The 15,272-nt window shown below is 63.5% G+C and carries 16 protein-coding genes and 2 tRNA genes; 7 read left to right on the top strand and 11 right to left on the bottom strand.

Going from position 1 to position 15,272, the window contains the following annotated elements:
• Window positions 1–19 precede the first annotated feature (19 nt).
• Window positions 20–460 carry a CHRD domain-containing protein gene (locus tag MMSR116_RS16050; protein ID WP_010682095.1) on the bottom strand — a complete coding sequence of 147 codons (441 nt, stop codon included), beginning with the start codon at window positions 458–460 and terminating at the stop codon, window positions 20–22.
• Between the two features lie 242 nt (window positions 461–702).
• On the opposite strand from MMSR116_RS16050, the gene MMSR116_RS16045 reads away from it, so the two are divergent.
• Window positions 703–779: transfer RNA gene (locus tag MMSR116_RS16045), tRNA-Met, on the top strand.
• A gap of 160 nt (window positions 780–939) precedes the next feature.
• On the opposite strand, the gene MMSR116_RS16040 is transcribed toward MMSR116_RS16045, so the two are convergent.
• Entirely contained in the window at window positions 940–1,203 is a 264-nt protein-coding gene (locus tag MMSR116_RS16040; RefSeq protein WP_010682096.1) for a hypothetical protein, read from the bottom strand.
• Between the two features lie 136 nt (window positions 1,204–1,339).
• Here MMSR116_RS16040 and MMSR116_RS16035 point away from each other — a divergent pair, with 136 nt between their 5' ends.
• Window positions 1,340–1,579, top strand: a complete 240-nt coding sequence (locus MMSR116_RS16035) for a hypothetical protein (RefSeq protein ID WP_010682097.1) — start codon at window positions 1,340–1,342, stop codon at window positions 1,577–1,579.
• Window positions 1,580–1,581: 2 nt separating this feature from the next.
• Complete coding sequence (locus MMSR116_RS16030; protein WP_010682098.1) at window positions 1,582–2,154, top strand: hypothetical protein; 573 nt, start codon at window positions 1,582–1,584, stop codon at window positions 2,152–2,154.
• 22 nt (window positions 2,155–2,176) lie between these two features.
• Here the strand turns inward: MMSR116_RS16030 and MMSR116_RS16025 are convergent.
• The 7 genes from MMSR116_RS16025 to dndC all read right to left on the bottom strand — a co-directional run bounded on the left by MMSR116_RS16025 (window position 2,177) and on the right by dndC (window position 9,177).
• Window positions 2,177–2,252: transfer RNA gene (locus MMSR116_RS16025), tRNA-Cys, on the bottom strand.
• 90 nt (window positions 2,253–2,342) lie between these two features.
• Entirely contained in the window at window positions 2,343–3,605 is a 1,263-nt protein-coding gene (locus MMSR116_RS16020; RefSeq protein WP_010682099.1) for a DGQHR domain-containing protein, read from the bottom strand.
• Window positions 3,605–4,087: a hypothetical protein gene (locus tag MMSR116_RS16015; RefSeq protein ID WP_158168892.1), complete on the bottom strand. Its 483-nt coding sequence runs from the start codon at window positions 4,085–4,087 to the stop codon at window positions 3,605–3,607. The genes MMSR116_RS16020 and MMSR116_RS16015 overlap by 1 nt, the downstream gene beginning before the upstream one ends.
• Window positions 4,088–4,233: 146 nt before the next feature.
• Window positions 4,234–5,775: a DndE family protein gene (locus MMSR116_RS16010; RefSeq protein WP_010682101.1), complete on the bottom strand. Its 1,542-nt coding sequence runs from the start codon at window positions 5,773–5,775 to the stop codon at window positions 4,234–4,236.
• Window positions 5,775–7,856 (bottom strand): DNA sulfur modification protein DndD, encoded by a 2,082-nt coding sequence (gene dndD, locus MMSR116_RS16005; RefSeq protein ID WP_010682102.1) that lies wholly within the window; start codon window positions 7,854–7,856, stop codon window positions 5,775–5,777. Before dndD ends, MMSR116_RS16010 begins: the two co-directional genes overlap by 1 nt.
• Complete coding sequence (locus MMSR116_RS16000; protein ID WP_010682103.1) at window positions 7,846–8,058, bottom strand: DNA modification system-associated small protein; 213 nt, start codon at window positions 8,056–8,058, stop codon at window positions 7,846–7,848. The genes dndD and MMSR116_RS16000 overlap by 11 nt, the downstream gene beginning before the upstream one ends.
• A 9-nt stretch (window positions 8,059–8,067) precedes the next feature.
• On the bottom strand, window positions 8,068–9,177 hold the full coding sequence (gene dndC, locus MMSR116_RS15995; RefSeq protein WP_010682104.1) for a DNA phosphorothioation system sulfurtransferase DndC: 1,110 nt from the start codon (window positions 9,175–9,177) through the stop codon (window positions 8,068–8,070).
• A 674-nt stretch (window positions 9,178–9,851) separates the two neighbouring features.
• Here dndC and MMSR116_RS15990 point away from each other — a divergent pair.
• The 4 genes from MMSR116_RS15990 to MMSR116_RS15975 are packed head-to-tail and all read left to right on the top strand — an operon-like array spanning window position 9,852 to window position 12,635.
• On the top strand, window positions 9,852–11,219 hold the full coding sequence (locus tag MMSR116_RS15990) for an AAA family ATPase (RefSeq protein WP_158168890.1): 1,368 nt from the start codon (window positions 9,852–9,854) through the stop codon (window positions 11,217–11,219).
• Between the two features lie 13 nt (window positions 11,220–11,232).
• Window positions 11,233–11,844, top strand: coding sequence for a hypothetical protein (locus MMSR116_RS15985; RefSeq protein ID WP_010682106.1), 612 nt, complete (start codon window positions 11,233–11,235; stop codon window positions 11,842–11,844).
• Between the two features lie 19 nt (window positions 11,845–11,863).
• Window positions 11,864–12,175, top strand: a complete 312-nt coding sequence (locus tag MMSR116_RS15980; RefSeq protein WP_010682107.1) for a hypothetical protein — start codon at window positions 11,864–11,866, stop codon at window positions 12,173–12,175.
• 49 nt (window positions 12,176–12,224) lie between these two features.
• Entirely contained in the window at window positions 12,225–12,635 is a 411-nt protein-coding gene (locus tag MMSR116_RS15975; RefSeq protein WP_010682108.1) for a DUF6634 family protein, read from the top strand.
• On the opposite strand, the gene MMSR116_RS15970 is transcribed toward MMSR116_RS15975, so the two are convergent.
• Both MMSR116_RS15970 and MMSR116_RS15965 read right to left on the bottom strand, forming a co-directional pair.
• On the bottom strand, window positions 12,632–13,000 hold the full coding sequence (locus MMSR116_RS15970; RefSeq protein WP_010682109.1) for a hypothetical protein: 369 nt from the start codon (window positions 12,998–13,000) through the stop codon (window positions 12,632–12,634). The genes MMSR116_RS15975 and MMSR116_RS15970 overlap by 4 nt on opposite strands.
• Before the next feature lie 669 nt (window positions 13,001–13,669).
• Window positions 13,670–15,271: a hypothetical protein gene (locus MMSR116_RS15965; protein WP_158168888.1), complete on the bottom strand. Its 1,602-nt coding sequence runs from the start codon at window positions 15,269–15,271 to the stop codon at window positions 13,670–13,672.
• Window position 15,272: the final 1 nt, after the last annotated feature.

Below are 15,272 nucleotides of genomic sequence, written 5' to 3'. Positions count from 1 at the left end.
TGCCCGTCGAGGCGCCGGCTCAGCGCGCCGGCTCGACTTGGCCGCGGATCTCACCCTTGGGATTGGCCGCGGTGTGGATGTTGAAGTAGAGCCGGCCTCCTTCCAGGTCGGCCGCCTTTGCGTCGTCCAGCATGGCCTCGCCGGAGAACGGGCTGCCGGCGGCAGTCACGGGCACCAGCACGCCCGCGTTCTCGCCCGCCTTGGCGGGACCGTGAAAATGGGCCGCCGTAACAGGGCCGGTGAGTCCGCTGTAGGTACCTTTCCAGCTGAGGCGTTTGCTGGCCGGGTCGAAGGTCGCGGTGACCTCGCCGGTGCCCTGCGATTGTGTCGGTGGCACCTCGCTGCTCCCGGTCAGCGCCGCCCGGTAGGTCTTGTCGGCCGCGAATGCCGGCGCGCCGATGAGGGGTGCTGCCGCGACGGCGAGCAGGACTGCGAAGCGGATGCTGGCACTGCGGGTCATCGAACACTCCGGGTCTGCCGGCCCTCGTTCCGGGCCTTCGGGTCAAGATAGCGGCGCGTACCGGATCGGACATGGTTCGATGCCGCGATCACCCCGTTCGGACTGACAGTTGCGACCATGTTTCAGCATGCCGGTCACGGGATTCTGCGTCCGGCCGGCAACGGACCGTTGACACCCCGCACCCCGTCTTCCTATACCGCGGCCTCGCGACAAGCCGTCCTCCCGGGGCGGATGCCGCTTGGGGCGGGGTAGCTCAGCTGGTTAGAGCAGAGGAATCATAATCCTTGTGTCGGGGGTTCAAATCCCTCCCTCGCTACCAAAAATCTCCAGCAAAAACACTCAATTAGCCGCCGAGCCCTGGACCGACCGTCCGGGGCTTTTCGCATCTCGGGCTGTTCTCGGGCTGCGACCCGCGATATTCGCGGCGGCCCGATCCGCACGGATTCGAGCGCCCGGACGCGCTCCAGGCCTCGATCGTCTCAGGCCGCGCTGGCAGTGCCAAGCCCTGCTTCGATCGCGCGGAAGCGGGCTAGCGACCGGGCAGCCTCGGCCTCGTCCACCGGCGGGCACGGGGGTTCCGGATCGTAGGCGGCCCGCCACTCCATCAGAACGATCTCGCAGAATTGGTCGACCAGCTCCTCGCGGAGGTCCGGGTACTTCCGCACCAGGCGGGCCAGCGTGGCGTTGCGCTCGCCCGGCTCGGGAAGGTGCAGTTCGAAGATGATGGCGTCGCGGTCGATCATGGCAGGTGTCTCCTTCCTCCATGCAATCGAAGCGAAGCGGGGAGACCGGAAACGGTAGTCGGCTCGCTGGACAGGATGCCGCACTCCGCACCCGTCCAGGCTTGCCCGCCGCCCCGCCCGGCGCGAGAATCCCTTCATGATCGACGACGACGACGAGCCGACCCTTGTCGACGAGGCCCTCGACCTGGTGGCGCGCGCCCGCCTCGCCGGGGCGTCTGATCTCGCCGTGCGGGTGCTCCAGCGGCTCGGCCGAGGCGACCCGGCGATGTGCCGGCACGCCGAGACTGAGGAGGAGGTCTACCGCGCGCTGACCGTGTGGCTCGTCGATGACGTCCGGGACGCGCTCGGGCGGAACGCGCGCGGCGAAGAGGTCTGAGCATGCCAGACGACAGCTACCCGCCCGAGAGCCTCCGCGTCCTCGCCGGCATGGAGCCCCGCCCCGAAGGCGTCACGATCGGCGAGAGCGCAGAGCACTGGTGGGCGTCGATCGACGGGCTCGCCGCCGAGCCGGTCGGCCTGTGGCGCGATGCCGGCGCCGAGCAGGATCCCCCGCAGCCCTGGGGCGTCGAGCGCCTCGGGCACGAAGGCCTCATCTGGCCGGACCGTGTCCGCCTCGTGGCCAGGGCCATCCCGCCGGGCGGCCGGATCGCGTTGCGGGCCGAGGACCTTTCCGACGACGAGATGGCCGGGATCATGGCATCCCAGCCGAGCGGACCCGGCTACCAACTCGACGACATCCCCGAGGCCGATGACCGCTATCCCGTCGAGGACGGCCCCGGCAGCGGCCAGCGCGTCGAGCTCAGCGTGAGCGTGCTCGTCGGGACGGAGCGGTCCACGATCATCGTGGCTGACGCGGTCACGGGGCGTGCCCTGGCGAACGAGGTGGTCCCGCACGGGGACGAAGCCCGGGCCGCGGCGGCCGCCGTCGAGGGCGCCGTGAAATCTTCCTGAAATTTATGTGTCGGTTTGTGTGTGGTGCCCGGGTGTGGAGTCGAACCACACTCTCTGGCTCTGTAAACCGGCGCTAACACCGGGTCAGCTGTCCGAGCCCGTTGACAGGATACGGGCCCAGCTCGCTTCAAACAGGTCGCCGCACAGCAGACGGGCTACACGCAGCCGAAGCCAGCCCCGGCTTAAGATCAAGCCGCCCGAAGGCGCCGTGGTGCACGGACCGCGGCTACATCCTCTCCGAACCAATCGGCGTAGCTTTGTCGAAGACGTGCATCAAACGGTGACAACCCAAGCATATAGGACAGGAGGCGGGATGCGAGAGCTTGCCCCGAGGTATCCATCCTGCCGCGATCGACATCCCAGATGACGTTCGCGAACGGTGTCCTGTTCATGAGTAGGGGGACGCGCCCCAACTCGACGAAGGTTTCCGCAAGAGTGTACCGTTCGCGCAGCTCGGCTGCGGCTTTGGTAATAATCTTGAGGCCGACCGGTCGTGCTAGCAGCCGCGGGTTGTCGACAGAGCGAGCGGCAACGACCGCCGGGCCGACGATTTCAGGTTCCGCCCCGAAAATCCGCGCCAGGAGCGGCTCGATAGCAGAGAGACGATCATAAAAATCGACGACGCCAGCTTGGTAGAACGCGATACGATCCTCGGGCAACCGGACCTTCTTTGCGTCATCAAGCTCAGCTGACACGCGTCCTTCGATGATGTTTTCAATTATTACTTTATTTGCATCATAAAAATTACCGATGGTAGTCCAAAATGAGGAGCGAGCCGGGATCGCATTGCCAAAACGATCAACGTCGACAATGCTGCGATTAAATTTTGGATTAGTGTCGATTAATCGACGACTTATGATTGCGGCCAAATCAACTTCATCGAGGATGATGATGTCCTTACGTTTAACCGGGACGGCTTTCTTGTTCAGTGATATGAACAAAGTCCTTGTCCGGATGATTCCTGCCGCTGTGGCCATGTGGGGAACGAAAAGTAGCGTTAGCTTCTCGTTGCCTAAAGCGGGCTGCTCATTAAGGGCGCGCCTGATACCCGCCAAACGATGCTGGCCATCGAGAGCAAACAGGGTTTCGTCGCCACTGAGTTGGAGGTACCCAACCAAGTCTTGATCACGCTCGGTCACTGCACCAAGATCGTGTTCGCCTTGTCTGCTAGACAAAGAAAACGGATGCCATTCTGGCTGGCCCCCAAGAACACCGATCACTAGGGCGTTGAAGAACCTGTCATCATTTCTAATGAGGTACTCGGCTATATCGTCGGCCCGCGCGCGATCGTCAAGGCGCCTCTGAATTTGCCCGGCCAAACCTGCGTTTTCATGCAACGGCGTCGCGTAGCCAACGCGCTCGACAATATCGCTGAGGCGGACTAGAGCAGAATAATATGTCCAATCGCCGAAGGAGCCTTGCAAAGCTGGCAGGAACAAGGGTTCGGGCATTATTGCCAAGCTCCTCTTGGTGCCCGGATTTCGGCGCTGTAGCCGGAATCACTGTAGGCCGGCATCATTGCATTAAGTAACGCTGTCTCGGTCGCCTTGACCTCCTGTGGAGTTCCGGCGAAGTGCGTACACATGAACGTAAGTTCGTTCTCGAATACATTGAGGAACTTACGTACGTGAACCCTGCCGGCATCGTTATCCTGCTCGCGAAGATACTCCGCGAAGCGTGTGCGAAGGGTGCGCTCGGTTTTCCCAAGATACATTGGATACCCTACCTGCGGCAGCGCGGCAGGGGGCGGTCCGACGAAAAAGCAGTAGAAACCTGGTTGCTGAGGAATATATTGCAATGCAGCGGCGTTGAATGGAAATGGCTGCCACTGCAGGTCAGCCCTACCGTGAAAGGCGACCCACCTCGCAGGCACTGGCTGACAGACGATCCTTCTCATTTCAAGGACGCCGAGGCCCTCCAGGAACGCTTTCATCTCAAACCATCGGATCCGTTCGTAGCCTCAGCGAGGCGCTGATAAGCTTATCTCCTGCAGCCGGGGCTGCGAATCCTTGAAACAATAAACAAATCGCGCAGCCTGATTTTGGCCTGTACGACCCGTCTATGGTCATCCAAGTTGCGTCATCGCTGCCAGCTGACGACCTTCCGAGCGGCATCCTCGCCGCGCATCTTCATCACGCATTGCCCTGTGACGAGCTTCGACAGGTTGACTCCCTTGCCGAAGATTTTCGTCACGGCATTGGGGCGTGCGTTCGATGCGAACGCCCCAACGAGCCCCATCTCGCTTAGGAACTCGTCATCCTCGCCTGAGAAGTCATCGGGCGACTGCGAGATCAGCATTATGGCCCCTCCCTTTGAGCGGCTCATGCGGATGAGGTTAGACAACGAGGGCAGTTTGCTCCCTAGGATCCGATGAGCCTCGTCGATGACACAGACCATGCGCAAGGAGCGGTGAACGCTATCCTCCATGGGCGCATCTGGGAGGCTGTTCAGGTAGGTGTCGAGGGCGTCGAGCATTAGATTGACGACGAGGCTTCGGCTCGCCTCCGGCACTTCCTGCGGAAGCCTTATGATCCAGCTTTTCGAGAAAAACTCAGCCGGCGACAGCGTCGGGCTGAACAGCGGGAACCGGCAGATGTCCTCCAGGGCCGAGGTAGCGCCGTCCTCGGGCATATTCTTCTGCGCGTAGACGGCCTGGAGCGCGTCGCGGATGTGGTGGAGCTCGCACGGGTGCTGGGTCCGTAAGGCAGTCTGTGCCGCGTCAAACACGGCCGTCCTCTGCTTGGCACCGAGCGTCGAACCCTTAAGCCGGCCGAAGGAGTCGCGGAAGCGCATGGCATCCTCCGACAACGTCATATCGTCGGTCGACCGAAGGGCGAGGACGTTGAGCGGAATCGGTGTCCGAGGAGGTTGGATCACAGTTGCGCCGAACACCTTGTCCAGCGCGTAGCCCTTGCCGTCGGCATCGGTGCCGAGGTCGCCCTTGAAATCGAAGGCCAGGAAGGGCGCATTCGAACGCTTCCGGATCGCCTTCAGCATGGCGACGGCGGTTCGGGTCTTGCCGGAGCCAACGCCGCCCATGATCGCCGAGTGCGGGCTGCCGCCGGGTCCGTTTAAAACCCACTCGATGAACGTCTTGGTCGTCGCATCGGTCGAGACCTCGCCGATCGGCACGGGGATGGGTCCCGGCGAGGACGAGAAGTCGACCCTCCCCAGTGGTCCGCCCAGGCCCGATCCCCCCGTCATCGGGAGTCCGGCGACTTCCACCAGGCGTCGGACGAAGGCGGGTTCCTGTCCCTCGGCGTGTCCCCACTCGGTGTCGAGAAGCGACAAGCCTCGGGCCCAGTGGGCTGCCACGACGCCCAGAAGGTCCTTCAGGCTCGTGATGTTTCCGCCGTTCTTCTGGGTGATGAGGGCGATCCACGTGGAGAGGTTCGCCCCAGTGCCGAACAGCGTGTCGCCCTTGATCGCCTTGCCCATCTCAGCCGAGTAGGGGACGGCCGGCGGGATCCCCTGCGCCGCGAGCGAACGGGCGATGGCGAGGCGGGCCGGGATGAAGCGCGACTTGATCCCGAGCCGCTGCATGAACTTGTTGTTGAGCTCGTCGGCATCCTCCTCGGTTCGGAAGTTACCGCCTGCCACATCCACGAGGGTCAGCGCCATCAGCGTGTACCAAGCTCAAAGTAACCGTCGACCGGCGTCGACTTGCCGGCACCTTCCACGTCCTCATGCTTGATCAGCATGCTCCTTAGAACGTGGGGGCGCACCAGCTCGTAATATTCCCCGACGACCTCGGTATTGGTCGACAGGAGGATGACCTGTCCCTCGCGCTGGGTGAGGTGCTTCAGCACCCCGCGCCGATGGTCTACATCGAGGCGGCCGAGGGGGGTGTCGATCAGCATCGGGAACGTGCGCCCCGAAACCTCTGCCACCGCCGAGATGAGGGACTGTGTGAAGATCTGCTTCTCGCCGGCGGACAGGTCCAGGTCTCGGACATCGTCGCCACGCTTGTTCAGAAGCTTGACGTTGCAGTCCTCGTCGATCGTCACGCGCTCGACGAGATCCTTCTTGTGGGCCATCGTGCGGTAGCCTTCGGTCATCGCCGTTGCGATGTCCTCGATCTGGCTCGGCACAGCCGCTTGGACGATCTCGTCGATGAGGGCGGCGACGCGGTCCGCCCGCGTTGCGCGGCGCAGCGCCGGCTGCGCCTGGTCCAGGGCCGCGCCGATACTGGCGATGACCTTGTTCCGATTCTCGATCTGCCCGGTGATGTAGGTCACTTCGTTACGCAGGGATCCGATCTCACGGTTGGCGACGTCGATCTCAGCAAGGAGCTCACGCAGACGCTCACGCTTCGCGTCGAGCTGCGGGGCAACGCCTTCGAGGCGGGTGATCGCATCCTTGATGCGGGCCGCCTCGGACTCGTTGTCCGCGATCGTATCGAGAAGGGCCAGGATCGGCGACGCACCGAGGTCGTCGATCTCGTCAAGCTTCTGTGTCGTTCGCCTGCGATCCGATGCTGTAAGATGGACGTGCAGGATCGTGTCGGCCGCATCCGCCGGAGGCGGGTGCCAGAGCGCTTCCCAGCAGCCTCCGATAGCCTCCCGCACCCCGTCAACTTGCTCGGGCGCGAGGTCCGGCTTCACTTGGCCGACCGCAGCGCCGAACAGGTCCACAAACTTTTCAAGGTTCTTGTCGCCCTGAGCCTTCCCCGCTTCCCACTCCTCCCGAACCTGTTCCCGCCGCAGCTGATCCTTCAGCTCGTGACGAAGCTGCTGCCCGGCGAGAGACAAGGCGATGTCAGTGCCGAGAAGGGCGTGGAGGCTGTCCTGTGCCTTCTCCGCCTCGATGTTGTAGCGATTGAGGTTCGAGAGCTGCTCCTGGAACTCCGCCTGCGAGCCTGACCCGAAGCTGTCGAGTTCACGGGTGATACGCTCGCGCTCCTGCGTCATGCTCAGCAGGTTCGGCTCGATCTCGTCGAGGCGAGCCTGAGCTTTCGAGAGCTGCTCGTTCAGCGCCTCTCGCTCAGCCTCCAGCTTTCCGAGCGTTGCGTCCGAGCCTGCCGGCGTATCCTGGCGGCGGCTCTTGGCGTACCCACGAAGGTCAATCGCCAGATCGCGGAGGACGGGGATGCCGAGCAGGCCCTGGATCCCGCTGCGCACCTGGGCGCCCATCTCGCGCTCTGCGAACGAGCTGACCGTCTCGCCGTCGAACATGAAGAAGGCCGCTAGGTAGTATGGAAGGAACTTCTTCGCGATGTAGTCCCTGAACCATTCGCCTCGGTCGTCACTGTAATTGTGACCGGGACCTACCGGCTTACGCTTGCTTCCTTCGAAGATCTGTACTTCCTCGTCGGCTGGCTTGAAATTGCCGCTATCCGTGAAGGACCAGATCCTCTTGATCTCGATTTCCTCGTCCTCCTCGTCGAGGCCGAAGGTCAGGGTTACGGAACAGGTGGCTCGACCATTGCGAATTGCGACGTTATTGACCGCCTTCTCAAGGAACGCACGGTACGTCGTGTTCTGACGCTCTTCGCCTATCTCCTTGAAGCCCGCACGGGCGATGAGCGGCATGCCGTCCTTGCCGAACAAGCCCAGCACCACCGCCTCGAACAAGCTAGTTTTACCGTAGCCATTCTGAGCGCCGATGAGGACGATGTTCTTGCCAGCGCGTGGCGCCGGGAAATCAAATTTGGCGAGGGCGTAGGCTTTCCACTCACGAAGCTGGATCGACTTAAGATACATGGTCGGGCTCCTCGTCCATGCGGTCGAGGATGTCGTCGAATTCTGCCCACATGCTTCTGCGACGTTGCTTGCCGACCTGATTGACCTGCGCTTGAACTAGTTCCTCGAATTCAGCGATGCGAACTCCGTGCTTGCGACAGAGCCGCTTGACGAGATTGCGGCCCTCCTTCTGGTCAAGGATGACCACTACGTTACGCGACATGCTTCCCCCTCAGAAGCGATGCGGCACCAGTTCTCTGGTTGCCGCCTTCGATATGATGATGGCGTCCTCTGCCCATATGCTGTGTATCAAGTCGAGCTCTTCGTCCGTGATCAAGGGCTGCGCCACCTCCGCCTGCAACTTCAACAAGCGTTTGAGGATCTCACGTCGCGTGTCGGGGGTGAACGGCCCCGGCACGAAAACGCCGTCGTTAGTAATGGTGACCTGCCCGGTCCGCCGCCGGGCCATCCGCCGTGAGGGGTCGCTACGGATGGAAGCGATCCAGTCCCTGAAGTCGAGAAGGGGACCAAACTCCGCGAAGCCGGATTCGACGAACCCTTCCAGGCTGCGATCCTTGTCGACGACCGTGCAGGTCCAGCAGCCGAACCGGGATGAGGAGGTGCCGCAGGCCGCGACCTCGTTCTTCTGCGTCATGACGGGGCATTCGCCGCCGGTCGCGTCGCTGTAGAGCTTAATCAGCCGGGCGTGGCTGCCTCCCCACGGCGGATCCGACAGCGCCAGGACCTCCCAGACCTCCTTCGTGGACATCTCCACGATGGGGCGGAAGACCATGCACTCGATCAAGTCGTTGTGTCGGTTCAGTCTCTCGCCGTTGTCGTACCGGGCGACCGTTGACGCACGCGTTGCGCTCTCGGTTCGCCTGACCCCCAACAGCAGGATGACCTGACCCGTCGCGCTCGCCCGCTCACGGATGTACTTGCTGGTAGGCTGGATCTTCATTCGATCCGTGCACCAGCGGAACGTCCTGTTCGGAGGGGGGTATCCGCGCCCGATCAGGTTGACCCAGAAAGACTTGTCGGGCTCCGGCGAAGTGATGGTGACGGTCACTGGTAGCCCGAAGGCCTCGGCCGCCTCCCGAATGTCGGACGTCACCTCTCGCAGATGGTTCACCACCAGCGGACTCTCGACCAACGTATCGTTGGCAACGATATGGACATCCCTCGTTCTCTGAGAGCGAGGGATGTTGAGCAGATGCTCGAACACGAGATGGGTTACGAGGGTGCTGTCCTTACCGCCCGAGAACCCGATCACCCACGGATGCTGATGCGGGGCGGCATATTCTTCAGCAATTTCTTGGCGTATTTTTTTGAGATCCGCCACTTTACCTCACAACCATCACTAACGTGCACCCTCAGTTTTCGATGACTCTATCGTACCACTGCATCGACAACGAAGCGACGACCGTTTTGCCCCGTCCACCGCGCTGTAAGCGAGCTGCCGCCGTCACCGTTTCGGCACCGTAGATGGGTGGTCCCCGTGCCGCCAGACCGCGCGGGCAACATCTTGATGCGGCATCGCTCGACGCCATGGCGAAGCCGTCGCCCAGGGAAAACCTAACCATCTCAGCACCCTGTCATTGCCCCGGAGGGCTCCCTCAGGCAGATTGACAGCCTGACCGGAAGGATCCCCGCCGTGACCGCTCGCCACTCGAAACGAGAGATAGCCACCGCCGCCTGAGCCAACCGCTCGGCGTGCCTGCGCATCCTCCGTTTCCAGCGAGCACCCCCCCAATGTCCGACGACTCCAAGCGCCCCACGGCGTGGGCCCGCCTGCGCGCGGTCATCCTGAACCCGGTCCTGCACTGCGGCCCCAAGGAGCCGATGTCCCCACTCGATCGGGGGGATCGCATCAGGGGCGGGGAATTCGTCGCCTGGGATGCCCGGGTCGACGCTCAAATGATCCTCAAGCGGTTGCAGGCCTACGAGCTACCCGATGACCTCGGGCTCCAGATCGCGCGGGCGATCGAGCGGCCGACGGTCGGAAAGCTCCGCCGCGTGCGGCAGGCCCTGCGGCGCGAGGTTCCGCAGGGCGCCGAGTTTGCCTGTCGGGATGCTGACAATTTGCTGGCGTTCAATGTGGCCGCGCTTGGCTGCCCGGCCGCGAGCGCGGAGTGCGCGGCCGCGTGCCTCGACAGTGCCGTCATGCACATCGGCACTGGCGACAGCACGGACGGCTGCGCGCAGGGGCACCTGGCATTCCGCGCGGCGTGCCTTTTCGCGAGCGACGCGCAGGCCGATGCGACGGACGTCGAGTACAAGCCCGGGCCGCTCTACCCTCGGCTTGCGTCCTTCGATCAGCGTGCGCGGTTCTGGATGGCCTCGTTTGCCATCATCGCGAAGGCCGAGGATGCGATCGCCGCGGAGGACGACATCCTCCGCGGGGGCGCCGGCATGCAGGCCGAACTGTCCGCGCTCGTCGGGCTGGATCCCCCGCACATTCCTGAGGACTGGGACAAGCCCGGCTCGGTGGCGGCGCGGCCGGCGCAGACGCTCGTGGTCATCCCATCTCTACGGCATCTCCCCAAGCCCTCGACGAGCGCAATCGACCGCGGGGACAGCCCACGCGCCCTAGCCGAGCCGTGGGCCGAGAAGCCCATGCCTCTCGTCCGGACGCCAGACCCGGCGGCCTTCGCCGCCGCACTGCGCGCCCGTTTCCCATGGGCGGGCGAAGCTATCGATGCCTACGCGATGGACCTCGTCGGCGCCCCTTTCGCAAGGTTTCGGCCGCGGATCCTCGTAGGCGGTCCCGGTCTCGGAAAGACGGCCTTTGCCCGTGCGGTGCTCGAAGAGGCTGGCCTCGGCGTCACCGTCTACAGCGCGGCAGGACAAATGGACGGGGGCAGCTACGCGGGCACGAGCAGGCAGTGGGGATCCTGGCGCCTGTCAGTTCCGGCACAGGGATGCATTCGCTTTGGGACGGCCAGCCACGGTGTCGTGGTCGACGAGGTTGAGAAGGCGGGCAACAGCCGCCGGTGGGGCCGTCTCGACGAGACGATCCTCCCTTATCTGGAGACTACGTCCAGGGCGATCCACGACCCGGCCCTCGAATGCGCGCTGGATCTCAGCGCCGTCACGCACATCCTCACGGCCAATTCCCTCTCGGGGATCGTGCAGCCCCTGCTCGACCGGGCGCCCCCGATCTACTGGCTAGCCCCTCGCGCGGAGGACCTCCCGATCGTGGCCGCGGCGCTCCTCGCGGATCTGCGCCGGGATCGTGGCCTCGATGAAGTGTGGTGCCCGGACCTCGACCCTGAAGAGCTCGACGCGATCCCATGGAGCGGGGGCAGCCTGCGCCCGCTGCGCCGCATGGTCGAGACGATCGTCGCGAGCCGCGACGTCCTCGCCCGCCGCATGCCGCACTGAGGGGGTCGCCGTCATGATCGAAGACGAATTCCGGACTGTCTGCAGCTACTCGCTCGTCGGATACGAGGGGGTCGAGACCCTCAAGATCCTCGGCGTCGAGCCATCGCCAATCGGCCCCCGCGTCCGCTGGCAGGCCCCGGGTATGCCCGCCGAGCGAGAACGCATCGTTTCGGGGGCCGGCTACGTCTCGCTCGGCCCCCCTTCCGGCCCGATGCTGCTCGATCTGCTCAGCAGAACGCTCGCGGCGCGGTGGGCGCACGGCACTCCGCGCTGCCCGGCGAACTGGCGGGACACCCTGCGTCAGCGGTTCCCCAAGCTGTTCACTGAGGACGACCCTGGCGTTGGCCCCGGATGGTCATGGCTTTTCGAGGCCGGAGCGGTAGCGATCCGCGAGCGCGGGGTGCCTCGCAATTTCAAGACACAGCAGACCAAGGAGAAGTTCGGCAGCGCCCGCTGGTATTGGAGCGCCGAGGAGAGCTGCGAATACACCAAGAACGTCATCTCAACTTTGGAGCATCTGTCGGCCTTCATCTGCGAGGACTGCGGGCGTCCAGGCCGCATCCGGCGCGGTGGGTGGGCCAAGTGCCGATGCGACATCCACGCCAGCGCCAAGTCCGCCCGGTAATCATCCAGGAGATCTCGTCATGCGTAGCCTCGCGATCCTCGCCCTCGTCGCCGCGACGGGCCTCCCCGCGCCCGGCACATACTGCGCCGCCGGCCCCGAGGGCGGCGCGCCCATCTTCGTCGGCCCCGCCCCCGGCGAGATCTCGATCGACGGCGAGGAATGCCACGGGGCCCTGGTCACCGGCGGGCAGCTTCGGGCCGCCCGCTGCTTCACGAACTCATTCAGCGATCGGGGATCCCCCTACGTCACCGACTTCCTGCTGCGCGAGGACGGCACGCTCCGGCACGCGGACACGGAGTACCGGCGGCTGCAGGGCGGCCTGTGCCACTGACTGGTGCCTCTCACGGCCCGGGCCGATCCTGCAGCCGAGGAGATCCACGATGCGCCTGCGCCGCCTGAGCCTCGCCGAGATCGCACGCCGCCGGGCCGACGCGGCGCGGGATGCGGACCTGCTGGCGTCGGGGTGGCGGCCGACGGCGGCGCAGCTGGCCGATGCCCCGTTCATCGACCAGTGGAGCGAGACGACCTACCCGGGGACTGGTGAGCCGGCGGTGTACGGCCGCGTCACCGGACATCCCCTGCTCGGGGCAGGGCCGGCCATCACGTCGCCGATCATCGCGCAGGGCCCCGGATGGATACGCACCGAGGGTCGGTTCTATAGGATCGGAGCGCGCCGCGCGGATCCGCCGGCCGATCCCGTTGAGGAGCTCGTCGCGGCCTGGAGCGCGCCCGAGCCAGAGGCGTCCGCAAATCCGGACGAGCCGGGATCCTCTGGCTTCGTGGGGTTCTAGGCCTCCTCGCCCACGAGCCCTATGAGTGCCGCGGCCCGCTTCCGCGCTTCCTGGCGCGCCCATGCCAGGGCCCGCCGCGGCACCTCGGCATCGCCGGCCAGCCACCTGCGGATCTGCCTGGGGTTCTCCGCGACGATCTCGGCCAGCTCCGTGACCCAGCGGCTGCCGTAGAGCAGCTCCCCGATCGCCCGGACCTCCGCGGCCGCCTTGAGGTCAGGCGGCCCCCCATTACCCGTGCGGCCGGCCTCGGCGACGAGGGTCTCGGCCCGGGCGGTCTCTGCGGCCCGGACAGCGCGACCCTTTGCGATCCTGCGCTCGCGCTCCTGGTCGCGGCGATCGCGTTCGGAAATGATACCCTTGTGCATTTCGCTTCCCTAGTGCGGGCGTACCGATTGGGATTGGGGGCGCATATCTTCGCTGCCCCTACCGACCATTGTGGGTCAGTCCTCGTGGTCGAAGAGGCCCGCATCGATCGGGGCCCGCTGACAGGCCGTCTCAGCTTTTGGCCCGCTTCTGAGATTTGAGCGCGGGCGCTTTCGAGATAGCGAAGTCGAATAGGCAAAGCTGTTGCGATTTCGGTGCAATCTTTCGCTGCAATTGAACGCGAACGCTTTCCTGCGCGGGCCGTATAATTAGCGGTATATCATCGATGTCGAAAAGCATGTTTTTTCTCCAAGTCGATATTAACTTGGAATATCATGACACTTTCGATCCATCTGTCTACGCAGCTTTATCTAAATTGTTCAACCGATGCAGGGGCTGCAAAGATGGCCAGCAAAGACGTGAATGGACCTCAGGAAGGCACCAAAAGCCGTCGCGTATGCCAGGTCCCGTGTGCCGAGGTCATTTTTCACGGCTCATGACGCTGGACCAATCAGAGAGGCTTCAAACGTCGTTCCTGGGCTTGTTCACAAACGCGTGAACGAGCCCAGGCCGCTCCCAAAGGGGGGATGGTAATGCAACGCAAAAAGCTTCAGCGAGCTGGCGGCGTTGACTTTATGCGAGCACTAACTTTTGCGCTGCGCTTTGCCCATTTATCTGCGTATAGGCGTCAGAAACCTGTCGAGCGTTTCTGGATCCTCGATCTGGGCGATGGTGCATCCGAGCGCTTCAATCCGACCCGGATCCCCGCGGGAGGCCGCACAGAGCAATCGCCATCCCACGATCAAACACTCCTTTTCGGAGACTGCCTCGACGACGGCTAGAAGAGCCTCTGCGGCGGAGACTGCTTCCGGCCAACCGACTGCGGGCCTCATGCCGCGCAGCGATTGAGCGACAGATGGCTGGTAAATAGAATGTGACGCCGCGCGGACGACCTCTTCCAAATATGCGATCGGATTCTGAAGTCCTTTCGGCTCACGGCGCAGGATCGAAAGCGCGAATGCGGTTGCCTCGCTTCCCTGAAAACGCATTAACCGCTCAACATCGTCTGCCTTCGCTTGCTGGGCGATGAGCCGTAGAAACGCCTTTGCTACTTCACCTTCGCGTGTGGCCCAGATCCCGCTTTCATAGGTAACGCGCCCAGCATCAATCGTACGTAGCTTTCCTAGTGCCGCCCGACTTAGGTCACTGGGCAACTTCCGCCCTCGACCGACTACGACGAGTTCGTCAATAAGGGCCGCGTTTAGGTCGACCCGTGCCCCTGTAAGGATGGCGAGAGCGTCACTTAAACGCTTGCGGTGGCTTCGGCGCGTCGACGCACATGTTGTTACTCCCCATATCTGCTCAGCCAATTCGAGAGCATTGACCGTGCTGATCCGCTTATCAGGAAGTGATGCTGCAAGAATGCGGTAAGCCTTCTGGCTTGGGGCAGGTAACGCAAGCAAGCGCGCTTCACGGTCCGGCGCGCCATATCGTTTTCTTATCACTGCTGCCACCGCAGAGCGGCTCGGCGCCGGCTGCGACTGCCGAGTGGCCCGTTCGGCGATCACGTCGTGGATCGCGCCTGACGAGGGTCGCATAAGCCGCGTTTTCCTCCCTCCGACCTGGCCGTGTTTGCCGGTCGAGATTGCTAAACTGGGACGGTCTTTATGTAGATTGCTGTAGAGCTCTGGGTCTGGCCCGGAGGTATAATCCACTAAATCTGTAACCGACTGTGTAAGGTCGCGTCTCGCTGCAGTAGTTGCACCTTGTCTTGGTGCTGGCGGCTTGAGAACCTTCGCTCTCGGTCGCCATTTTGCCCGGTACGCTACCAGGCGAGCCACCACCCCGTCCGCATCATCGTCGAGCGCCGCATACCCTGCCTTGGCTCGGTAAGCTTCAACAAGCGCAAGCAATTCGCGGTTGAGAAAGACGGGGTCGGGAACGCCGCTATTCCCCCGTGCAGATGTAAGCGCAAGCCGACGGGAATATGGGAGTAAGTAGTCCCAAAGCTTCTGGTTCGAGTTAGTTGCCGTCCGACGGGGTCTGGTGGTCCCACGCCTAGAAAAATAGGCACAAACGCGTGAAACGACGCTGTCGCAGTCGTCGTCGGATATCTCGCTGCATAGGCCGGCGATGGTAGCTTCAGCCAACACCTCCATGCCCAACCCCTTGATGGTTCGTTCGTCGGCAGAGGCTCCAGTATGGCGCAGGTCGTGAAGGCGCTTTCCGAGACCCTTGCGCATAAATTCGAAAAAGTCCGGATTTGCGGACATG

It is taken from the genome of Methylobacterium mesophilicum SR1.6/6 (assembly GCF_000364445.2).
Lineage (GTDB): Bacteria > Pseudomonadota > Alphaproteobacteria > Rhizobiales > Beijerinckiaceae > Methylobacterium > Methylobacterium mesophilicum_A.
Note: the sequence above shows the minus strand (reverse complement) of the source record. Positions and strands in the feature narration are given on the sequence as shown.